A 22,063-nucleotide genomic window follows, 5' to 3' on the forward strand; every position below is an offset into this window, starting at 1 on the left:
TCTGCGCCTGATTCCTTAAAATCAGACGGTCAGGCGGTGACGGCCTTTGGCACGGCGGCGGGAAATCACACGGCGGCCAGAGGTGGTTTTCATGCGTGCACGGAAACCGTGGGTTTTGGCACGTTTGCTGCGGTTGGGTTGGTAGGTACGCTTCATGAGTCCTCCTGGAACATCCCTGTTTTTTCAGGGATGACGGTTTTGATAACCTGTGACGTTGCCTTTAAAAAGCAACAAGCTTTACAAGTGTATCATGACACCTTGAATGGGTCTAGCCCTGGGAAAGGGTTCAGGGGTCAGAGATCCGCCATGAGCAAAAGCAGCTCTGGGAAGGCAAGATTAAGGGCCTCACCCCTGTTGCAGGTTGCTGTGGGCTGCAACAAAGCAGCCTGTCCCTGCAGCCCACTTTTGAAATTCCTGGCAGGTGAATGCGCTGCAATCCCCTCTCCCATTTCTGGCCTCTTGCACGATTTTTGCTTCCGATAGCGGTTTCAAATCACCGCAATCACACAGCAAAATGAACCGATTCCAACAAAAATCACAAAAAGCATTTACACTGGAACCATGTCTTTTCAAGCCGAAAGTGTGATCAAAAAAGCCCTGCGCAGCAAAGCAGAGCGCCAGATGTTTGAGGCGCGTTACCAGCGGTATGCCCCGGACCTGCTGGCTTCCATCGAAAGCGTTTACGGTCATCAGGCCCTCCGGCTGATGCAAGAACTGCTTCCCCTGATGCTGGACTTCTACAAAGAGCGCTCCGAAGACCTGCGGCAACTGGACCTGGAACGCATGCTCAGACCCGACTGGTTTCAGGAAGAGAACATGCTGGCTTACGTCTGCTACACTGAACGTTTTGCAGACGACCTGCAGGGCATTCACCAGAAGCTGGATTACCTGTCTGAACTCGGGGTGACTTACTTGCACCTGATGCCCCTGCTGCAACCCCGACCTGCCCCCAACGATGGCGGTTATGCTGTGCAAGATTACCTTCAGGTCCGGGAAGATCTGGGCACCACCGAGGATATGGAGCAACTCGCCACCGCCCTGCGCAAACGCAAAATCAGCCTGTGCATGGACCTGGTGCTCAACCACGTGGCCCAGGAACACCAGTGGGCCGAAAAAGCCCGTCAGGGCAGCGAACGCCACAAAGAGTACTTCCACACTTACCTGGATCGCACCCTCCCTGACCAGTACGAAAGAACCCTGCAAGAGGTCTTCCCCGACTTTGCCCCGGGCAACTTCACCTGGAACGAAACCCTGAACCGCTGGGTCTGGACCACCTTCAACAGCTGGCAGTGGGACCTGAACTGGAGCAACAGCGAGGTTTTCCTGGAGTTCGTGAAGATCATCCTGTACTGGGCCAACAAAGGTGTGGACGTGTTCCGACTGGACGCCATTGCTTTCATCTGGAAACGCATGGGCACCGACTGCCAGAACCTGCCCGAAGTGCATGACATCACCCAGGCCCTCAGGGCTGTGGTGCGCATTGTGGCCCCGGCAGTGCTGTTCAAGGCAGAAGCCATTGTGGCCCCGGACAAACTCATTCACTATCTGGGCAGAGGCCAGCATTATGGCAAAGTCTCAGATCTGGCCTACCACAACAGCCTGATGGTGCAGATCTGGTCCAGTCTGGCTTCCAGAAATGCCTTCCTGCTGCAAAAAGCCCTGCAGAACTTCCCGGAGAAACCCACCTCGGCAAGCTGGGCCACCTACATCCGCTGCCACGATGACATTGGCTGGGCCATTTCAGATGAGGACGCTGCCCAGGCTGGACTGCATGGCGAAAGCCACCGGCGTTTCCTCAGCGACTTCTATTCCGGAAACTTTTCGGGATCCCATGCCAGGGGTCTGGTCTTTCAGGAAAACAAGCGCACCGGAGACCGCCGCATCTCGGGCAGCCTGAGCAGCCTGAACGGACTGGAAATTGCCCTGGAGCAGGGGGACCTGCACCTTCAGCACCTCTCCATTGAACGCAGCCTGCTGGCTTATGCTCTGGTGCTGGGATACGGCGGCATCCCCCTGCTGTACATGGGCGATGAACTGGCCCTCCCCAACGATTACAGCTTCACTGAAAATCCCGAGCACGCCATGGACAACCGCTGGGTACACCGTCCTCGCATGGACTGGAACCTCGCAGAGAAACGCCATGACCCTGGCACCTCTTACGGCCAGATGTTCCTGGGCCTGAAACACCTGATCGAAACCCGCAAGATGCTGCCCCAGTTGCATGCCGCACAGCCCGCTTGGGTGCTGAACAGCGAAATCCCTGCCGTGCTGGTGCTGGAACGCCCCCACCCCATGGGCCACATGATCCAGTTCTACAACTTCAGTGAGCACCACATGCAATACCCCATTCATGTCCTCTGGGAACGGGGATACACCCAGCCCCTGGACCACATCTCAGGAACACACCTGGATTTGCACCTCGGGTACATCCCTCTGGCCCCTTATTCAAGGCTGTGGGTGACGAACCAGGGGTAAATCCCCTGCCTTTCGCTGGCGCTCAAGGCTGTCCCCCTTAACGAAGGGGTACAGTGCAAGCGAAGCGAGCACAGGGGGAGCTGACCCGCAGTGCTCGCAAACAAAAATCCTTAAACCTTCAGAACCATCCCCTCACAGGGACCCAGGATCAGGGTTTCCAGCAACAGCCTCTCCCCCGATTCGCCACGGGTGCTGTAGAGCACCTGGCCCACCATGTTCACTTCGGAGAGGTCCACGCTCTGGCCTTCTTCAGAGAAGTTGAGCACGATGAGCAACGTCTGGTCATCGGTGTAACGCTTGAAAGCGAACACGTCCTGATGACCGGACTCCACGCTTTCGTACTTGCCGCCATAAAGGGCAGGGGTGCTCTGGCGCAGCCTGACCAGGCCTTTGAAGTAATTCAGGAAGCTGTTTGGGTCCTGCTCCTGCTTTGCCACATTGACTTCCTGATAATTGAGGGCCAGGGGCAACCAGGGTTCCACATCGCTGAAGCCTGCATGTTCGCTGTCGTCCCATTGCATGGGGGTGCGCTCGGGGTCACGGCTCGCCCCTTTGACTCCGGGTTGCTGCAGACCAGCAGGGTCCTGCATTTTCTCGAAGGGGATTTCGACATCTTCCATGCCGATTTCGTCTCCGTAATAGCAGGTGGGGGTGCCGCGCAGGGTGAGCAGCAGCATCTGGGCCATGCGGGCGTACTGGGGGCCACGGCGGGTGGCGATGCGGCTCTGGTCGTGGTTGCCCAGCACCCAGTTGGGCCAGCCTGCACCGACTTTCTGGTCGTACTCGTCCACCAGATCCCGGATGGCTTCTGCATCCCAGGTGCTGAGGATCAGGCTGAAGTTGAAAGGCAGGTGCACTGCGTCGTTGTTTTCGCCGTAGTAAGCCACCAGGTTGTCAAAGGGGAGGTAAATTTCTCCGACCATCATGCGTTCGTCGAATTCGTCCAGCACTTTACGCATGTCTTTGACGTAGGTGTGGGTTTCGGGCTGGTCCTGGGTGTACACGTGGATCAAACGCCAGTGGTTGAGCTGACCTTCCTGCCAGAGGGGATTTTCAGGCTCGTCTTCAAAGTCCTGGTGTTTGCCCAGCAACCAGATCACATCCACCCGGAAGCCGTCCACACCGCGCTTCAGCCAGAAGCGCATGCTTTCGTGCATGGCCTCTCTGACCTCCGGGTTTTGCCAGTTGAGTTCAGGCTGGCTGCTCAGGAACTGGTGCAGGTAGTACTGGCCGGAGGCCTCGTCCAGGGTCCAGGCGCTGGGGCCAAAGAAGCTGGTCCAGTTGTTGGGAGCGCTGCCATCTGGTTTTGCATCCTTCCAGATGTACCAGTCCCGTTTGGGGCTGTCTTTGCTGCTGCGGGCCTCCAGAAACCAGGGGTGCTGGTCGCTGGTGTGGTTGGGCACCAGGTCCAGCATGATTTTCATTCCTCTGGCATGGGCTTTTTCTGTCAGTTCGTCAAAGTCTGAGAGGCTGCCGAACATCGGGTGGATGTCGCAGTAATCTGCCACGTCATAACCGAAATCTGCCATGGGGCTGGGAAAAATGGGAGACAGCCAGATGGCCTGGATGCCCAGGCTTTGCAGGTAATCGAGTTTTTCAATGACACCCTGCAAATCTCCAATGCCATCGCTGTTGGAGTCTTTGAAGGAGCGGGGGTAGATCTGGTAGATGATGCCGGATTGCCACCACAACAGGTTCTCTTGCATGCCCCTATCCTACCCGAAGCACCCCCTGGCTGTGGGAGGTCTGTGGCGCAATCACTCCTGCCAGTTGCTGCCCAGTTTGATGGTCACATCAAAGCCCTGCAACCCTGACCCTGAATCCTGAATGCTGAGGTTTCCTGCATCTGAGGCCAGTTTCTCAGCCGCAGGACGGCCCACAGCAGAGATCACCACACTTTCGGCAGGATTGCCGTACCGAAGGTCACTGACCTGCACATTGCGGTAACCCAGAGCGTCCAGCTTCTGTTTCAGGCGTCTGGCCGCTCCTGCAGGCGCACCCACATTCAGGATGGTGACACTGGCTTCCAGCGGGTTGATGGGACCTCTGGCACTGAAGATCTTGCGGATGCCTGGTTCATCAGGCGCCCAGAAGCTTGCACCATAATTGGCAAAACGTCCGGGCAGCATGGTCATTTCAAACTGTGGCTGGCCCAGCAGCGCACCCAGCCACAGGGCCGCATCCTCACGGGACAGGTCAATGCGCATGTTCTGGTAGCCTGCAGCCAGCACCTGAGGAAGTTTATAAAGGCCCACTGGTGATTTCACCGTGGCCATGAAAGCCTGCAGAAATTGCTGCTGGCGGGCCACCCGGCCAATGTCTCCCAGGCGGTCATGCCTGAAGCGGATGAAACCCTCGGCTTTTTCTCCGTCCAGCAGTTGCAAACCGGGTTTGAGGTCGATGTTGAGCTGGGCAGCCGTGTCCTGGTACTGCATTTCGTTTTCCACATTCACCATCACGCCGCCCAGGGCATTGGTGACATCTTTGACCCCACCCAGGCTGATCAGGATCACCCCATCAATGGGCGTGTGGATCAATTCAGAGATCACCTGTTTCATCAGGGAGGTGCCGCCCCGCACGTTGGCACTGTTGACTTTTGATCCTCCCCATCCAGGAACCTGCACCAGGGTGTCGCGGGGAATGCTGACCGCCCTGAGCATCTTCTCTTCAGGCATGAAGTACAGCACCAGGATGGTGTCCGTAAGACCTTCAAACTTCTCAGGACCCTTCTGGTGGTAGCCCACATATTCCGGGGCCACCCCCGCCACAATCAGGGCCTGGGGCGTCTGGGGTTTTTGAGGAACGGCAAGGTATCTGGACAGTGCAGGGGCAAGAGGGGCCAGGTAGGCCACAAAGCCCGCCAGAGCAAGGGAAAGGAAAACCATCACAAAACGCATGCACCCCCACTATAGCCAAAAAAGCATTCCCGGGCATGAAAGCCCGGGAATGGCGCAAAACCTGATGTTCAGAAGCAAGGAGGATTGTTTTCGGGGCTGCCCACGGTCAGGTCCCGTTCGGTGTCGCCAGACAGGTTGGCACTGGAGGTGCACTTGTACAGCAGGTTCACAGGAGGAGTGGCGGTGGTGCCGTTTTCAGCCACTTCAGCGGTGATGGTGTAATTGCCAGCTGGGAAGTTGCCCATGTCATAAGGCAGTCTGCGGGTTCCGGTGGTGAAAGTCTGCCAGCCGGTGTCTTTGACCACGGTGCCACCCTGCTTGACATACACCCGTCCGGTGTATTTGATGCCATCTGCAGCCAGGGCCTTGTCAATTCTGAGGAATTTGGCATTGCTGATGGTGGGGTCGGTGACGGTGTCCCCACTGTTTCTGAGCAGGTTGCGGATTTCGGTGGGGGTCAGGTTGGGGTTGCGGCTGTACAGCAGGCCTGCTGCAGCAGATACCATCGGGGTGGCAAAGCTGGTGCCTGTTTCCTTGTGATAGGTCTGGTAGACCGTACCGGTATCACCTGCCACCTCAATGGTCAGCACTTCTTCACCGGGAGCCACCAAGTCCAGTTCAGGACCATAATGCGAAAAGAAGGACTTCTTGTTCTTGGTGTTGTCTGTGGAGCCCACAGCAATGGCATACTCACTGGAAGCAGGATATGCCACATAAGGGAGCCCTGCTGGCACAGTGTTGCCTGCTGCAGCCACAATGGTGATCTTCTTGTTCTGGTTCGCGTTCTTCAGGGCATTGTCCACAGCCACATCTTTGCCATCCACACCAGCATTCAGGCAGTTGCCTTCCGTGTCGTTGAGGCAGAGGCTCATGTTGATGACCTTCACATCGTGCTTGATGGCAGTGTTGACGGCATTGACAATGGCATCTGTGGTGGTGACGTCATTGTTCACATCGTTGGTGAACACCTTGATGGGCACCACAGTCAGCTTGTTGTATCCAATACCGGCAATGCCTTCATTGTTGTCGGTGACTGCAGCCATGATGCCTGCAATAGATGCTCCGTGGGATTTTTCACCAGCAAACGCAGGCTCAAACGTGGGGTCTGCATCCCGGTCTGCCGTATCGAGACAGTTGACCCCGGTGGTGGTGTTGCATCCCAGGTTGCTCACATCGTAACGGATCAGGGGCATGTCTTTATGGCGGTTGTAACCATCATCCACCACGGCCACCTTTACCGAGGTGGTGAACTGGGCAAGTTTGTCCCAGGCAGCGTAAGCACCAATCAGGCCCAGGTAGGTCTGTCCATTGCTGTCCCCAGGCTGGGCCAGAGGGTCATTGGGGGTGCGGAGTTTTTTGTAAACGTAATTGGGTTGTGCATAAACCACCCCTGCCAGGGAACGGGCTTCTTGCAGAGAGCCTGCTTTCACAATGGCCCACAGGCTTTCAGGTGCTCCCAGCCTGCGCACCGAAACCCCCTGTTTGGAGAGGCTCTGGGTGTCTGCGCTGCTGAGTTGCACAATGAATTCGCCAGGAACCGTCTGGGCTCTGGAGGCAGAGGCCTGTTTCTCAATTCCAGAAAGTTTCAGGGACTGCACACTGTCTGGGAGGATCACTTCGCCGTGAAGATGCACGGGTTGGCCAATTTGCACCTTGACCAGACCACAAGAAGTCAATGCGACAGTCACCAGAGTAAGGCTGAGAATCTTTGTTTTCATGGTTCTTATTCTGAGAGTGCAAATTCCATCTGGCGTGAAATTCAAATTAAGGAACCTTGGGACCTTGCTGACCTTTCATGATCCCATGCTAAGGTTGTGGCGTGCCCAGCGGTAAAGTCCACAACCTCATCAACACCGGCGCTTTTCTGCTGATTGCAGGAGGCACCGCTTACGCCAAACAGCAAGGCCACATTGACCCTTCCATTCCTGAAATTCTGGCTTTCACAGGCACTTTTTTTGTGGGCACTTTCATGATGAGCCCGGACCTCGATCTGGCTGAGCAAAATGTGAGCAGCAAAAAGGCCTGGGGACCTCTGGGCTTCATCTGGGTGCCTTATGGCAAGATGTTCTCCCATCGGGGCCTGAGCCACACCTGGATTGTGGGACCATTGACCCGACTGGGGTACCTGACCATCATTCTGGCTGCACTGTATTACATTGTCACTGCACTGCTGCCCGACCTGAAAACCCGCCTGACCTTTGAAAATGTGCCCCGCACGCTGGAATTCTGGCAGCCCTACATCCTGGGGTATTACATCAGCCAGTGGCTGCACCTGCTGGCAGATGGAGTCAGCCCGGATTTGCGGGCCATAAGTCGTACCTTCAAAAAGAAAAAACGGTAAGCTTGTGGAAACGTGTTTGCATATATACAGTTTCCCTCCGTGCAAGCACCTTCAATTCCGCAGGTTCTGGGAGGCATGATGACCCGCTACCTCAAAAACAAACTCAGCGTTGGACTTTTTACCGATACCTATACGCCTTCCATCAATGGGGTGGTTTCCTCTGTGCGCGGTCTGGCTGAAACCCTGCGTGAACAGGGGCACCAGGTCACCATTGTGGCCCCCAAACACCCCGAACAGCAGGACGAACTGGATGTGATTCGCATCCGTTCCACCACCTACCGGCCCATTCCCGAGCACCGCATGGCTCTACTGCCTTCACCTCGCAAACTGCGCCTGATGCAGTCCCGGCGTTTCGATGTGATCCACACCCATGGCAATGGACCTCTGCCCGTGCTGGGTCTGGCGCTGGCCCGCACCTGGGAAACGGCCCTCTTGCACACCTACCACACCCGCATGCAGGATTACCTGCACTATTACCCGTGGTACCCAGTGCTGAACCGTCTGGCAGGCCCGGACCACTGGTACATGAACGAACTGCGTTCCAGAACCCTGAAAAAGCGCATCGATGCCAGCACCGCCCTGATTGCCGAGCGTTTCGATGTGTGGTTTGCCAACCGCTGCCACTACCTGATCACCCCCACCTCGGTGATCAAGAACGAGCTGCTGGAAGCCGGGGTGAAAGCCCCCATTGCCGTGGTGCCCAACGGCATTCCCATTTCCCGCCTGCGGGTGCCTCGCACCGATCCTCTGCCCCACTTGCCCAGAGGAGAGCGCCTGCTCACCATCAGCAGGCTGGGGAAAGAAAAAAGTGTGGATTTCCTGCTGCAGCATCTGGCTCCACTGCTCAGAGAACGTCCCAATGGCCGCCTGATCCTTGTGGGGGACGGTCCAGAAAGACAGAACCTGGAAGCCCAGGCCGAGCAACTGGGCATCCGGTCCCAGCTGGTCTTCACCGGATACGTCAAACCTGAACAGGTTGCAGATTACTACCAGCATGCTGATGTGTTTGTCTTTGCCTCGGTGACAGAAACCCAGGGCATGGTGGCCCTGGAAGCCCAGGCCTGCGGCCTCCCGGTGGTGGCCCGTGCAGGTGGAGGCGTCACCACCACCATTGAACATGGCAAGACCGGTTATCTGGTGGACCCGGAGCACCCCGAAGAATTCCGCTTGCGGGTGGAAGATGTGCTGCAGGCTGGGAAACCCACTTTTGCAGACGAACTGACCCGCTGGGTGGACGCAGAAGGCTCACTGGAAACCATGGCCAAACGCATCCTGATGTGTTACGAGCTGGCCCTGACCCGCAAGTACGACCCGCCCAGGATTTCCCTGGACCTCAAATAAATCCTGCATGTGACAGCAAAAACTGGACCCTTTAAAAGGGTCCAGTTCTGTTTTGAGCTCTAAAACTATGCGGCTGGTGGGATGGGGGTCTGGGGAAGTCTGGCATCGTGTCTGAAGAGTGTTCCGGGGGCACCGGGGACGCCCAGGTAAGGCAGCACCACACGGTCCAGCCCGTACTGTCCAGCAACCCTCCACCCCAGCACCACTGCAAACGCAGCAATCAGCATGATCGGGTTCGTTGAGAGGGTTCCCGCAAACAGGAAGTTCGCATTCATCAACCCACCAAAGAACGCTGCAATCCCTGTGAAGATCCCCAGGATCAGGGCAACCCCGATCAAAACTTCTCCAAACGCCACCATGTAGCTCAGCAACTCTGCATTCGGCAAAGCCACGTTCTGGATGAAGCTTGCATACCACCCAGACACATCCGGGTGTTCCCCAGCCGTCTTGCCCAGTGCGCCTTTCAGGAAGCCTTCGATGGCCACTCCGGCTTTCTCTCCCACCCACACCCCTGCGGGGTTGGTGATTTTCCCCCATCCGGCATGCAGCCATTGCCAGCCCAGCCAGATTCTGAGCACGGTCCACAGGGGGGCCAGTCGGGTGTCTGCCAAGAGGATGCGGGTGAGGTTGGGTTCTGCGATCTGGGTACGGAGGTCTTGGGTGGTGGTCATGTCGTACACCTTCTTTCTCTTGGTTTCATGTTAAACCTTGACCTTGTGAAAAATGTCCCGAGTCAAGGGGGGACTGCAAAGATGAAAGAAGATGAGAAGGAATCGCTGGAAATCCATCAAAATTCAAGCAAAACAACAAAAACAACAAAAACAACAAAAAGGCCAGCAGTGGCTGGCCCTGACAATGCACTGACTTTACTCTTCCAGACGCACTTCAATGGCTCTGGCGTGGGCTTCTAAACCTTCGGCACGGGCAATTCTGGCAGCAGCAGGACCGGTGGCCTGTAAGGTCTGTCGGTTCACCCCGACCACGCTGATGATCTTCTGGAAGTCCCGCACGTTCAAAGGGCTGGAGAAACGGGCAGTGCCTCCCGTGGGCATCACGTGACTGGGGCCAGCAATGTAGTCTCCTAGCGCTTCCATGCTGTCCTCCCCGACAAAGACACCCCCTGCAGATTCAATCAGGCCCAGATACTCCCAGGGGTTTCTGATCAGCAGGCAAAGGTGCTCTGGAGCATAAATGTTGTTCAATTCAAAGGCCTGCTCCAGGGTTTCCACAATCACCATCTTCATGCGTTCCTGGATGCTCTCTCTGGCCATGCTCTGGTTGGGTTCAGGCAGGGTGGAAATCTGTGCTTCGATCTCCTCCTGCACAGCATAAAGAATCTTTTCACTGGTGGTGACCAGCACAGGTTCTGCGCCCACGTGCTCAGCCTGGGCCAGCAAATCTGCCACCACAAATCTGGAATCTGCCGTTTCGTCGGCAATCACCAGGGTTTCGGTGGGACCAGGCAGGGACTCAATGCCCACCTGACCAAACACCTTGCGTTTGGCCAGCACCACAAAAGTGTTCCCTGGTCCAGCAATCTTGTCCACCTGGGGAATGCTGTCTGTGCCGTAAGCCAGCGCACCAATGGCCTGCGCTCCGCCCACCTTGAAAACCCGGTTCACTCCGATTTCTCGGGCCGCCACCAGAATGGCCGGGTGCACCTTGCCAAACCGGTCTGGCGGGGTCACCACAATGATCTCTGGGACACCCGCCACTTTGGCAATCACAGCCGTCATGATGAGGGTGCTGATCAGGGGTGCACTGCCTCCGGGCACATAAATCCCCACCCGGGACATCGGGCGCACAATCTGGCCCAGTGCTCCACCTGCACCATGGTTGATCCAGCCAGAAGTCGGCTGGTTCTGGTGAAACTCCCGCACCCGCGCAATGCTCTGGCTGAGGGCTGCTTCCAGCTCAGAACCAATGCTGGCCGCCTGAAATTCAGCCTCGGTCACCTCCAGGCTTTCCACATGCACCCGGTCCAGCTTGCGGGTCCATTCCCTCAGGGCTTCATCCCCACGGGTTTTCACATCCAGCAGGATGCGGTCCACCACCTGATCTGGCGTGAGCCTTTCCCCGAAGGTTTTTTCAATGCGCTCCAGCATGCTCTCTGGAATGGCTTCTTCTCCAAAATTGCGTTTCAGTGCGGTCCTGGCCTGTTGATGGGTGAAAATTTTCATTTCCTTCTGCTCCTGGGTTTGCGCATGTTGTTCTGTGTTTTGGAAATCACCAGTTCACTGCGGGGGTTTCTGGAATCCCGCACCTCGCGAGAAGCGTCTTTCTGGGCTTCCCGGTTTTGATTGTCCCGACCTTCACGGTTGTTGTCCCGGTTGTTCTGATTGTTGTTCTGGGCATCCCTGTCGCGGCGCTCAGGGCGCTCTGGCCGGTCACTGCGCTCACTGCGCTCAGGACGGCGGCGCTCTGGTGTGCGCACCAGCACCACATCCATGCTGCCCCCATCGATGGGCTGGGTCAGCTTGAAAGGCCGGAAGGGAGGTTCCATCTCGATGTACACCTTGCTGAGGCCCGGACGCAAGTAATACACCCGGGTCATCTTCTCCCCTTCCAGCGTGGAAATCACCTGGTCAGGAAGGCGCTGGATGTGCACACTGGCCCCCACCATCGGAATGGTCAGGGCATGCTCCTCGTCAGGCAATTCGCGCAGCATCTGGATCAAACTCAGGGGATCCTGGTAATCCTGGGTCATGGGGATGGAGGCTTCATCTTTGCCCTGGCGCACCGTCACCAGACCGCTCTTGCGGTCAAAGAGGGTTTCAAAGCTGGTGCCCTTGCGGCCCCCGTTCTCGGAGCCCTCAAAGTAATAGGCACTGGTGCGGCTCTTGGGGCGCACCCGGCTGAGCTGCTCCCGGCGGCCCGTGCCCAGCAGGTGGTGTGAGAAGGAGGTCTGGGCCTTGATCACCCAGTAGTTGCGCTCCGCCTCGATTTTGACTTTCTGCTCTCCGATGGCCTTGTTGCCCACCAGAAGCTGATACTGCAGTTCTTCAGCTTGCATCGTGCCCTCCCGCGGGGCTCTTGTGGACGTGCACAACCCACCATTTCCCTTCTCTCTGTTCTAGCACCCGGCTCTCGTTGACAGAGCGGTGGTGTATAACATCTCCCCGCACCGTGGAAAGCATCAGGGTGTAGCTGCAGACCGCCACCTGACCTGCGGCCAGCATTTGCACTTTCGGTTCCAGAATGCTGATGTGGCTGGTTGCACCCTGGGTGGCCCAGCTGTTTTCGATCATGAATTTGTGAAAGTCCAGCCCCTCCTGCCGGTGGGGGGTCACAAAATGCTCGTAGAGGGTCAGGTCCGGTGAGGTGGTGGATTGATAGGTCTCCCAGTCCCGGGAGTAAATGCTCTCAAGATGGGTTCTCAGGAAGGCGAGTACGTCCTGCATGAAAAGGTTGTACCACACCAGACCCCTCCATCACCTGAGGTGAATCCCAGAGAGGGTTTTTGAGAAGACAGAAATCAACACAAAAATTCAGCAGAGAATTCAGCACAGCCTGTTCAAAGAAAGCTCCTCAGCACTCTGGAAAGCACCTCCACTCCCCTTTTCAATTCAGACAGATCCAGATGCCCATATCCCAGAATCAGGCCTTTTTGCTGCACAGGGCCGAGAGCGTAATTTTGCACATCCCGCACCAGCACCCCTCTCTGCAGGCAATGTGCCGCCACCTGTTGAGCAGGGAGGGCAGAAGGGAGTTCCAGAAAAGCATGCAGTCCTGCTTCCAGACCTTTCAGGCGAATGTCTCTGGACAGGTGGTTGAGGGGCTCCAGGGCTGCCCTGAGTTCGGCATACATCCGGCGCATTTTGCGGATGTGGCGGTCCAGCGCTCCGGTCTGCAGAAAGTGGGTCAGCAGGTGCTGCATCAGGGTGGGGGTGTGATAGTCAGAAAGCTGCTTTAAACGGATGAGTTGCTGCATCACCACTGGAGGGGCCACCAGATACCCCATCCTGAGTTCTGGCGAGAGCACCTTGGAAAAACTGCCCACATAAACCACCCGGCCCCGTGTGTCCAGGGAAGCCAGGGCGGGCAGAGGAGGTGCATCATAGCGGAATTCGCTGTCGTAGTCGTCTTCCAGAATCAGGCTGTCGTGCTGTTCTGCCCAGTCCAGCAAAGACAGCCTGCGGGTCAGGGGCATGCGGCCTCCCACAGGAAACTGGTGGGAAGGCGTGACATAAGCCAGCATGGGAGGCTGTGCAAAGGCCTGCAAATGCTCCACAGACAGGCCATCCTCATCCACGGCAACAGGAGCAAGGTGTGCCCCTCTGGTCTGAAACACCTGCCGTGCCAGCCGGTAACCGGGATCTTCAAAGGCCACCCCGTCCTCTGGATGCACCACCAGACGGGCCACCAGATCAATGCCCTGCAAAGCCCCTGCGGTCACCAGCACGTTCTCAGGGCCACAATGCAGCCCTCTGGAACGGTTCAGGTAAAGGGCGATTTCCTGCCTGAACGCCAGCAACCCCTGAGGGTCAGGATAATCCCCTCCCATGGGTTGCCTGGAGGCATGTTTCAGGCTTTTCTGCCAGTCTTCTGCATTCCAAAAAGCCGTGCTGGGCTGACACACCCGGAATTCCAGCACACCTGTCCTGTGGGGTGCATCCACCTGAATGTCAGGCAACATTCTCAGCCAGCGTCCTGCAGAGGGTGCTTTCAGGGGTGGAGTTGCACGCTGCACGCCTTTCCCTGTAAAAGTGCCAGCCCCATGCCGGGTGAACAGATACCCCTCTGCCTGCAAGGTTTCCAGGGCAGCCACCACCACATTGCGGTTCACCTGGTATTCCCGGGCCAGTTGCCTCTGGGAAGCCAGACGGGCACCTTCTGGAAGGACCCCTTGCAGGATGGCCTCCCTCAGGGCACGAACCAATTGCTGTTCCAGAGAAACACCCTTTTTGCGTTCAAGGCGGATGGGAGGAACCACAGCAGCTCGGGGGTTTTTCGGTGTGGGGGTCATGGCAAAAGTGGTCCTGTCTTTTGAGACAAAAGTGCTCCTGTCTGGGGAGGCACTTTTCACCTAGCATAGCAGGCAGGAGGAATCCCCATGACTGAAACCCTCAACATCAAAAGCCGCATTTCCCAGGTGCTCTCTGTTCCTGCCGCTGCCCCCGAAATCGCCTGGCAGCACTTCGCAGCAAAACTGACCGTGGAAACCGATCCGGCAGATGTGCATTACGACCTGCAGCATGGGCTGGACAGCTTCATTTTGATTGATGCCCGCTCCAGCAAGCACTTTGAAGAATGCCACATTCCGGGGGCCATCAGCTTCCCACACAGCAAAATCAATGCAGAAAGCACTGCACATTTCCCAAAAGACAAACCGATCGTGACCTACTGCTGGAGCGTGGCCTGCAACGGTTCCACCAGAGCCGCCCTGAAACTGGCCGCCCTGGGTTTCCAGGTCAAAGAAATGATTGGCGGCATCGAATACTGGCGCAGGGAAGGGTTTGCGGTGGAAGGCACGCTGGGGGATGAAGCGCCTCTGGTGGGGTAAAAATCAACATAAAAAGGGCGCAGCGTGCTGCGCCCCTACATTCATGATCTAAGGTTATTGCTGGGGAGCTTTCTGCAGCTTCTCAATCACCGAGACATCTTCCAGCGTACTGGTGTCCCCTTTGATTTCCTGTCCGGCGGCAATCTGGCGCAGCAGGCGGCGCATGATTTTGCCAGAGCGGGTTTTGGGCAGGGCTTCGGCAAAACGGATGTCATCGGGGCGGGCAATGGCTCCAATTTCTTTGGCAACGTGGGCTTTGAGTTCCTGCTCGGTGGCCTCAAAACCGGTTTGCAGGGTCACGAAGGCCACGATGCCTTCTCCCTTGATGGGATCAGGGCGACCCACCACAGCAGCTTCAGCCACTGCAGGGTGAGAGACCAGTGCAGATTCCACTTCCATGGTGCCCAGACGGTGCCCGGAGACGTTCAGCACGTCATCAATGCGTCCCACAATGGTGAAGTAGCCGTCCTTGTCGCGGCGGGCACCGTCACCAGCAAAGTACACGTGGGGAATCTCGCCCCAGTACTGGGTTTTGTAACGGTTGTCGTCGCCGTAGACGGTTCTGAGCATGCTGGGCCAGGGTTTGCGCACCACCAGGAAACCGCCCTCGTCTGCGCCCAGTTCATGGCCGTCTGCATCCACAATGGCAGCGTCCACACCGTACATGGGCACTCCTGCACTGCCAGGTTTCATCGCGTGGGCTCCGGGCAGCGTGGTGATCATGATGCTGCCGGTTTCGGTTTGCCACCAGGTGTCCACCACGGGGCATTTCTCTTTGCCAATCACGGTGTAATACCAGACCCAGGCTTCAGGGTTGATGGGTTCACCCACACTTCCCAGCAGTCTCAGACTGGAGAGGTCGTAACTGTTGGGGAACTCGCTGCCTGCCCGCATGAAGCTGCGAATGGCGGTGGGCGCGGTGTACAGGATGGTGACCTTGTGGTCCTGGATGATCTTCCAGAAGCGGCCCCAGTCAGGCTGGTTGGGCGCACCCTCGTACATCAGGACCGTTGCACCGTTCAGCAGGGGTCCGTACACGATGTAAGAGTGTCCGGTGATCCAGCCCACATCTGCAGTGCACCAGTAGATGTCGTCTTCTTTGAGGTCAAAAACGGTCTGGGTGGTCTGGTAGGTGTTGACCATGTAGCCACCCAGACCGTGCAGCACGCCTTTGGGCTTCCCGGTGGAGCCGGAGGTGTAAAGAATGAAGTGGGGGTGCTGGGCATCCAGGGCCACCGCTTCGTGTTCTGCGCTGACGTTCTGGACGGCATCAAAGTACCAGACGTCCCGGCCTTCTTTGAAGTCCACGTCCTGACCGGTGCGTTTGATCACCAGGATGTGCTCCAGACCGGGGGTGTTCTCTGCAGCACTGTCTGCGTTGCGTTTTAAAGGAACGGTGCTGCCCCTGCGGTATCCACCATCTGCAGTGATCAGCACTTTGGACCCTGCATCGTTGATGCGGTCTGAGAGGGCTCCGCTGGAGAAACCTCCGAACACCACGCTGTGCACGGCTCCAATGCGGGCACAGGCCAGCATGGCAAAAGCAGCTTCGGGGATCATGGGGAGGTACAGGGTGACCCGGTCTCCGGTTTGCACCCCCAGGTTGACCAGCACGTTAGCGAATTTTTTGACTTCAGCGGTCAATTCAGCGTAGGTGTAGGTGCGAACCTCGCCGTCTTCGCCTTCCCAGATGATGGCGGTTTTGTTGGGACGGTCCTGCAGGTGGCGGTCCAGAGCGTTGTAAGAGAGGTTGGTTTTGCCGTCCACAAACCACTGGGCGAAAGGCTCATTCCAGTCCAGCACCTTGCTGAAAGGCTGGAACCAGTGGAGTTCCGAGGCCACTGCTCCCCAGAAGGCTTCGGGATTTTCGATGCTCTGCTGGTACTTCTGCTGGTAGGTTTCAAGCGAGGTGCCAGTGGTGGTCTGGTACTGGTCGCTGGGATGGAAAATCCGATTTTCGTGCAGCACATTCTCAATTGCCTTGTCGCTCATGTCTTCCTCCGTGCTCAATGTGGTGTTTCTCCCACTATAACGAGGTTTCTGAAATTCAGGGTTGGTTGTTTTGATGGAATTGCAGTGTTTCGGAATACTACTGTCTAAGTAACAAAGACACGAAAACGCCTGTTTTGGCCTGAGATTTGATCAGTGGTTCAAAAAATTTCTCTCACTCTGTGTTTCAAAATTCTGTTTCACAGACCGGATTTCCATCAAAAACACCTGTTAAAATTTTGAACAGCAGAAAAAATTTTCGTTTTCGTTCTCAAGTGGTATGGTGTCTAGGCTTCTGGACCAAAAAAAGACCTCCAGGCCAGTTTCAGTTCTGAAACCCACCCGGAGTTGTCTTGCGGTCTTCAAGGTCCGTTTACTGCAGTTCTGTCACGTACACCTGATGGTTCTTTAAGCTGCCTTCAATCCAGGCCAGAAACAATTTGCCGTCTGGGGCAGCCTTTAAAACCGGGCTGTGGGCATCGTGGCTGGCGTCCATGTTGATGAAGCTGCGCAGCAGATTCCATTTTTTGCCGTCCCACACTTTCACATAAAGGGTGCGGTGGTCTTCGGCTTCTTCTGCCCAGGCGGCCCAGACGCGGCCCCTCTGGTCCACAGCCACCGAGGGTTTCTGAGCCCAGCGTTCAGGGTGCACGTTTAAGGAACCGCCCAGAGCAAGCCATTTCTCACCATCCCAGCGTTTCACAAAGATGTTGGGCAGTCCGTCTTTGATTTCTTCAGGCCAGGCCACCACCGGACGTCCCGCTCCATCCAGCGTCATGCTGGGCGGGGTGATGTACACGTTCTGGCGCACATTTAAAGGTGTGTTTCCCAGAATCTCCCAGTCTTTTCCGGGCTGTTTGACTTTGACCCACAGGTTGCTGTCTGCACCGTTCCCCTCGGTCCAGACCACCGTGCGTTTGCCATTCGCAGAAATCAGCAGCACAGACTCCGAAGCCATCTTTTTAGGGCTCAGGCCCAGCGAATCGGTGCGCTCCCAGATGTCGCCGTTCCAGTGCTTGATTTCCAGTTTGATGCCCGTCTTGATGATCTCGCTCCAGGTGATGGTTGGGCTGCCATCGGGCTCCACGGCCAGCGAACGGGAACGGGCCGCATTGGTCAGGTCAATCCCCTGACGCTGGTCCAGGTTGTATTCCCAGGTGTCCCCATTCCAGTGTTTCACCTCGAAGATGTCGCCATCTCCACGCTGTTCGGTCCAGCCAATCCACACGTCACCCGTGGGACCCGTTCGGAGCATGGGGGTCTGGCCGGACTTTTCGGGTTCGGTGTTGATGCGCTCCCCAACCTGATTCCAGGTTGTCCCATCAAAACGCTTCACCCAAACGTCATCAATCTTGGTGGTGCGGTTGCGTTCGATCCAGGCCACCCAGGGCTGACCCTGCACATCAATCATCAGGTCCAGTTGAATGGCATCGTTTAAAGGATCCATGTTGAGGCCCTGCAAGGGTGAGGCCAGCGCAGGAGAAAGCATCAGGGACAGGGCAATCAGGGCTGAAATGGCTTTTTTGGGCATGTGGACTCCTTTTCAGAACAACCTTCAAAATGCTTTTGAACCATTATTTCCTGCTTTGTATACAATCGCAACACTGAGCCTCTGGTCCCAATTCATGAACCCTTTCTGCCTTATTTTGAGCTGTGGAAACACGGGGCAAGCCTGCATTTCTCAGAAGGCAGAAAGCTGGAAGTGCACGTCCCAGAGCTGCTTGAGGAATAAACCTTTCACCCTTTCTTCTCTGTTGTTACCCCGAAAGTTCCCCTGTGTTTGTGTCTGTGTAGTCAAGATGGGCAATCAATCTTGACTGATTCGGTAAACTTAAGAACAGAACTTAGTGTAAGGAGTACATTATGACCAGACCTCTTCGCATCGCAGTCATCGGCGCAGGCCCCTCGGGCTTCTACGCCACCGAAGCCCTGCTGAAACAGACCCAGTACGACGTGACCGTGGACCTGATTGACCGTCTCCCCACCCCCTACGGGCTGGTGCGTTACGGTGTGGCTCCCGACCACCAGAAAATCAAGAGCGTCACCAACATCTTCCAGAAAATCGCCGCCAATCCCAAAGTGCGCTTTCTGGGCAACGTCAACTTCGGCACCGACATCACCTACGATGATCTGAAAGCCCACTACGACGCCATTTTCTACACCGTGGGTGCTTCCTCTGACCGTTCCCTGGGGATTCCCGGAGAGAACCTGCTGGGCAGCATGAGCGCCACCGAATTCGTGGCCTGGTACAACGGTCACCCCGACTACGCAGACCGCACCATGCCCCTGGACATCGAGGGTGTTGCCGTGGTGGGCGTGGGCAACGTGGCTGTGGACGTGAGCCGCATCCTGGCCAAAACCGCTGAGGAACTGGCCCTGACCGACACGGCAGACCACGCCATCGAGCAACTGAAGCACTCCAAAGTCAAAGACATTTACGTGCTGGGCCGCCGTGGCGCTGCACAGGCCAAATTCACCACCAAAGAGCTGCGTGAATTCGGTGAACTGCTGAACGCCGACGTGGTCGTGGACCCCGCCGAAGTGCAGGTGGACGAACTCTCTGCCAAAGAGATGGAAAACCCCGGCACTGCCAAGAACGTGGAAGTGTTGCAGCACTTCAGCGAGAAGCCTCTGGAAGGCAAACCCCGCCGCGTGCACCTGCGTTTCCTGGTTTCCCCCGTGGAAATCATCGGAACCGACCGTGTTGAAGGCCTGAAAATCGAGAAGAACAAACTGGTCGAGCAGGACGGCTGGGTTGCAGCCGTGGGCACCGGCGAATTTGAAACCCTCAATGTGGGCATGGTGCTGCGCAGCGTGGGCTACAAAGGCGTGGCCCTCCCCGGCGTGGCCTTCGATGCCCGCAAAGGCGTGATCCCCAACGAAGGTGGCCGCGTCAAGACCGAAAACGGCGTGGTTCCCGGCGAATACACCGCTGGCTGGATCAAGCGTGGCCCCTCCGGCGTGGTCGGCACCAACAAGGCCTGCGCTGTGGACTCCGTGAACCTGTTCCTGGAAGACGCCGCCACCCTGCCCAAAGCAGACGACGCCAACGCCACCCCCGAAGCTGTGGACGCCTTGCTGGCCGCCAGAGGTGCCCGTGTGGTGACCTTCCAGGATTGGCTGGAACTGGACCGACACGAAACCGAAAAAGGCAAAGCCCAGGGCCGTCCCCGCGTGAAATTTGCCACCGTGCAGGACATGCTCAGCGCTCTGGAGACTGTGAAGGGGTAAATCCTCTTGCACTCCCCCCTGCTTCTCGCTAAAGCTTGAAGCCGTCCCCCTTCGTTAAGGGGGACTTTTTGTTGTCTGGCATGGTCTGCATTTCCTCGTCAAAGTTGCTGAGGGTCAGATCCCCCCTGCCTTGCCCAGTGCTTCGCACCTGCAAGGCTGTCCCCCTTCGTTAAGGAGGACAGCACGAGTGAAACGAGTGCAGGGGGATCTTGCCCTCCCCTCTTCAAAGGGGAACCACCAAGCGAAAGCGAGAAGCAGAGGGATCTTACCCCCTCAACCATTCCCCCACTTCATGGATGGCCCTGCCCCAGTACAGGCTTTCCCTTTCAGGATCCACGGCCCGGAGTTCGCTGAGGGTCAAATCTTCTCCATCAGGCACATAAAACAGGTCATGCCAGCGTCCCAGATGTCCTCTGGAGTGAAAAGCAATGGTGCCTGTGCCGCCTCCTGAGAACACCACAGGTTCATGCCCGGGTTTACAGAACGCAAAACAGTGCTCCAGTCGGGCTTTGCGGTTGGTTTCATGCTGGATCAGGGACAGAAATTTCTGCACCCCGAGTTGCTTCTCAAAATAAGCGTTGTAGGGTCCGGGCAAACCTCCCAGGCAATCCAGGTACAGGCCTGTATCGGACACCAGACAGGGTTTTCCCAGGCGCTCTGCAGCATACCGGGCACTGAACAAAGCCACCTTTGCACAGGCGTCGCTCTGAATTTCTGGGATTTCAAAATCAGGCTGCATGATCTGCAGGTCCAGGCCATGCTGAGCAATCAGGATGCGCTGGGCCTCCTGCACTTTTCCCGGGTTGGTGGTGAGGTAAAAAACAGTTTCCATCAGGTTGTGGGCAAGATCCGGATCTCGGTCACATTCCCCAGCAGCACATCGATTTCAATGCTGTCTCCCACTTTCAAATTTCTGGGCGTCAGGGTGTCCTGCACCCGGATTCTGCGCAATCCATCCGCAGAGCGCAGGGTGAGGGTGTAAAAGTTGAGGCCGTGGATGGGTTGCACTTCAATGGCTTCCAGGATGCCTGCGTAAGTCTGGTACATGACCCACAGCATAAACCCCCAGGGAAAATCCCTGAGGGTGAAGTTTGACATCTGTCTGAATGAATCTGAAGGGGATGGATCAGCGGTCGAACTTGTTGTAACCCGCTGCAGAGCGACGCTGTGCTCCTCTGGCGTAATCGAGTTGCTCTTCCACGCTGGTGTCATCTCCATTGATGAAGATGTGCTCTGGCACCCAGTAGCTCAGTTTGGTGCCGCCCAGTTCCACAAAGAGCTTGTGGGGTTCTTTCTTGTCCCGCCAGAAGGCAAGGCGTTCAAAGCCGTTTCTTTCGGCCCAGTCGCGGATTTTGCGGGTCACGCGCTTGCTGTTTTCTTCGTGGTCATCCCAGGTAAAAGTTTGTCCTTCAGCATCAAAGAAAAGAATCACCGCCATAACAGCCTCCTTGCGTTACATTCTACTAAAAAAGCAAGCCCTCCAACTTGGTACATTGATACCGTGCATGTCACCACACTGAACCTCAACGGCCTGAGAAGCGCCATCCAGAAAGACCTTTCCGGATGGATCGGCAAAAATGAACCCGATGTCCTCCTGATGCAGGAGGTCAGGGCTTTCCCTCATCCCGAGTTCTTCGATGACCTTGGATACCAGACCCACTGGCATGTGGCAGAAAGGCCTGGTTACAGTGGTGTGGCCCTGGCCAGCAAGGTTGCGCCACGCAAAGTCACGCAGGGCATGGGGTTTCCCGACTTTGACATTGAAGGACGGGTGCTCACTGTGGAATTTGATGCCCTCTCGGTGGTCAGTGCTTACGTTCCCTCTGGCAGCAGTGGCGAAATCAGACAGGCCTTCAAATACCAGTTCATGGAGGTGTTCTTCGGATATGTCCGCGATCTGATCGCTGGTCTGGAAGGGCGGGAACTGCTGATTGCCGGAGACTTCAACATCTGCCACCATCCCATTGACCTGAAAAACTGGCGGGCCAACCAGAAAAACAGTGGTTTTCTGCCCGAAGAGCGCGAATGGCTGACCCGCTTTCTGGAACTGGGCCTGGTTGACACCCACCGCAAGCTGCTGGGAGGGCAGGCCGAGTACACCTGGTGGAGCAACCGGGGGCATGCTTACGCCAACAATGTGGGATGGCGTCTGGACTACCAGTTCACCACCCCTGCTCTGGCTGAAAAAGCCCATTTTTACCACACAGACCGCGAAAACCGCCTGAGTGACCATGCTGCTGTCAGTGTGAAGTACCAATTTCCCTTCGGTTAAAAATGGTATACTGC

General features: G+C 56.6%; 20 protein-coding genes. 6 read left to right on the plus strand and 14 right to left on the minus strand.

What is annotated here, in order from left to right; all coding sequences use genetic code 11:
* Positions 1-21: 21 nt before the first annotated feature.
* On the minus strand, positions 22-156 hold the full coding sequence (gene rpmH / locus IEY52_RS14110) for a 50S ribosomal protein L34 (RefSeq protein WP_189003343.1): 135 nt from the start codon (positions 154-156) through the stop codon (positions 22-24).
* A gap of 405 nt (positions 157-561) precedes the next feature.
* Between rpmH and IEY52_RS14115 the strand changes: the two genes are divergently transcribed.
* The gene (locus IEY52_RS14115) at positions 562-2,475 is read left to right on the plus strand and encodes an alpha-amylase family protein (protein ID WP_189003344.1); all 1,914 of its coding nucleotides are present in this window, start codon (positions 562-564) and stop codon (positions 2,473-2,475) included.
* Positions 2,476-2,585: 110 nt separating this feature from the next.
* On the opposite strand, the gene IEY52_RS14120 is transcribed toward IEY52_RS14115, so the two are convergent.
* The 3 genes from IEY52_RS14120 to IEY52_RS14130 all read right to left on the minus strand — a co-directional run bounded on the left by IEY52_RS14120 (position 2,586) and on the right by IEY52_RS14130 (position 7,090).
* Positions 2,586-4,181 carry an alpha-amylase family glycosyl hydrolase gene (locus IEY52_RS14120; RefSeq protein WP_189003345.1) on the minus strand — a complete coding sequence of 532 codons (1,596 nt, stop codon included), beginning with the start codon at positions 4,179-4,181 and terminating at the stop codon, positions 2,586-2,588.
* Between the two features lie 51 nt (positions 4,182-4,232).
* Complete coding sequence (locus IEY52_RS14125; protein ID WP_189003346.1) at positions 4,233-5,372, minus strand: LCP family protein; 1,140 nt, start codon at positions 5,370-5,372, stop codon at positions 4,233-4,235.
* Positions 5,373-5,440: 68 nt separating this feature from the next.
* The gene (locus tag IEY52_RS14130) at positions 5,441-7,090 is read right to left on the minus strand and encodes a S8 family serine peptidase (protein WP_189003347.1); all 1,650 of its coding nucleotides are present in this window, start codon (positions 7,088-7,090) and stop codon (positions 5,441-5,443) included.
* A 101-nt stretch (positions 7,091-7,191) separates the two neighbouring features.
* Between IEY52_RS14130 and IEY52_RS14135 the strand changes: the two genes are divergently transcribed.
* Positions 7,192-7,713 carry a metal-binding protein gene (locus tag IEY52_RS14135; protein ID WP_189003348.1) on the plus strand — a complete coding sequence of 174 codons (522 nt, stop codon included), beginning with the start codon at positions 7,192-7,194 and terminating at the stop codon, positions 7,711-7,713.
* A 39-nt stretch (positions 7,714-7,752) separates the two neighbouring features.
* Entirely contained in the window at positions 7,753-9,054 is a 1,302-nt protein-coding gene (locus IEY52_RS14140) for a glycosyltransferase (protein WP_189003349.1), read from the plus strand.
* 65 nt (positions 9,055-9,119) lie between these two features.
* On the opposite strand, the gene IEY52_RS14145 is transcribed toward IEY52_RS14140, so the two are convergent.
* From IEY52_RS14145 to pdxR, 5 genes are all read right to left on the minus strand, one after another.
* Positions 9,120-9,725, minus strand: a complete 606-nt coding sequence (locus tag IEY52_RS14145) for a DoxX family protein (RefSeq protein WP_189003350.1) — start codon at positions 9,723-9,725, stop codon at positions 9,120-9,122.
* Between the two features lie 195 nt (positions 9,726-9,920).
* Positions 9,921-11,234 (minus strand): histidinol dehydrogenase, encoded by a 1,314-nt coding sequence (gene hisD / locus IEY52_RS14150; RefSeq protein WP_189003351.1) that lies wholly within the window; start codon positions 11,232-11,234, stop codon positions 9,921-9,923.
* Positions 11,231-12,067, minus strand: coding sequence for a DUF3108 domain-containing protein (locus tag IEY52_RS14155; RefSeq protein WP_189003352.1), 837 nt, complete (start codon positions 12,065-12,067; stop codon positions 11,231-11,233). Before IEY52_RS14155 ends, hisD begins: the two co-directional genes overlap by 4 nt.
* Entirely contained in the window at positions 12,057-12,455 is a 399-nt protein-coding gene (locus IEY52_RS14160) for a nuclear transport factor 2 family protein (RefSeq protein ID WP_189003353.1), read from the minus strand. Before IEY52_RS14160 ends, IEY52_RS14155 begins: the two co-directional genes overlap by 11 nt.
* 113 nt (positions 12,456-12,568) lie before the next feature.
* On the minus strand, positions 12,569-14,020 hold the full coding sequence (gene pdxR / locus IEY52_RS14165; protein ID WP_189003354.1) for a MocR-like pyridoxine biosynthesis transcription factor PdxR: 1,452 nt from the start codon (positions 14,018-14,020) through the stop codon (positions 12,569-12,571).
* Positions 14,021-14,107: 87 nt separating this feature from the next.
* Between pdxR and IEY52_RS14170 the strand changes: the two genes are divergently transcribed.
* Entirely contained in the window at positions 14,108-14,557 is a 450-nt protein-coding gene (locus IEY52_RS14170) for a rhodanese-like domain-containing protein (protein ID WP_189003355.1), read from the plus strand.
* 54 nt (positions 14,558-14,611) lie between these two features.
* Here the strand turns inward: IEY52_RS14170 and acs are convergent, their stop codons facing one another.
* Together acs and IEY52_RS14180 are read right to left on the minus strand one after the other, a co-directional pair.
* Entirely contained in the window at positions 14,612-16,549 is a 1,938-nt protein-coding gene (gene acs / locus IEY52_RS14175) for an acetate--CoA ligase (protein WP_189003356.1), read from the minus strand.
* Positions 16,550-16,919: 370 nt separating this feature from the next.
* Positions 16,920-18,077: a hypothetical protein gene (locus IEY52_RS14180; protein ID WP_189003357.1), complete on the minus strand. Its 1,158-nt coding sequence runs from the start codon at positions 18,075-18,077 to the stop codon at positions 16,920-16,922.
* Positions 18,078-18,409: 332 nt separating this feature from the next.
* On the opposite strand from IEY52_RS14180, the gene IEY52_RS14185 reads away from it, so the two are divergent.
* On the plus strand, positions 18,410-19,777 hold the full coding sequence (locus tag IEY52_RS14185) for an FAD-dependent oxidoreductase (protein ID WP_189003358.1): 1,368 nt from the start codon (positions 18,410-18,412) through the stop codon (positions 19,775-19,777).
* A gap of 265 nt (positions 19,778-20,042) precedes the next feature.
* Here IEY52_RS14185 and IEY52_RS14190 read toward each other — a convergent pair whose 3' ends face one another.
* From IEY52_RS14190 to IEY52_RS14200, 3 genes are all read right to left on the minus strand, one after another.
* On the minus strand, positions 20,043-20,609 hold the full coding sequence (locus IEY52_RS14190) for a non-canonical purine NTP pyrophosphatase (RefSeq protein WP_189003359.1): 567 nt from the start codon (positions 20,607-20,609) through the stop codon (positions 20,043-20,045).
* Entirely contained in the window at positions 20,609-20,824 is a 216-nt protein-coding gene (locus IEY52_RS14195) for a hypothetical protein (protein WP_189003360.1), read from the minus strand. The genes IEY52_RS14190 and IEY52_RS14195 overlap by 1 nt, the downstream gene beginning before the upstream one ends.
* Before the next feature lie 79 nt (positions 20,825-20,903).
* The gene (locus IEY52_RS14200) at positions 20,904-21,215 is read right to left on the minus strand and encodes a hypothetical protein (protein WP_189003361.1); all 312 of its coding nucleotides are present in this window, start codon (positions 21,213-21,215) and stop codon (positions 20,904-20,906) included.
* A 63-nt stretch (positions 21,216-21,278) separates the two neighbouring features.
* Between IEY52_RS14200 and IEY52_RS14205 the strand changes: the two genes are divergently transcribed.
* Positions 21,279-22,049: an exodeoxyribonuclease III gene (locus tag IEY52_RS14205; protein ID WP_189003362.1), complete on the plus strand. Its 771-nt coding sequence runs from the start codon at positions 21,279-21,281 to the stop codon at positions 22,047-22,049.
* Positions 22,050-22,063 lie beyond the last annotated feature (14 nt).

It is taken from the genome of Deinococcus roseus, assembly GCF_014646895.1.
Taxonomy (GTDB): domain Bacteria; phylum Deinococcota; class Deinococci; order Deinococcales; family Deinococcaceae; genus Deinococcus_C; species Deinococcus_C roseus.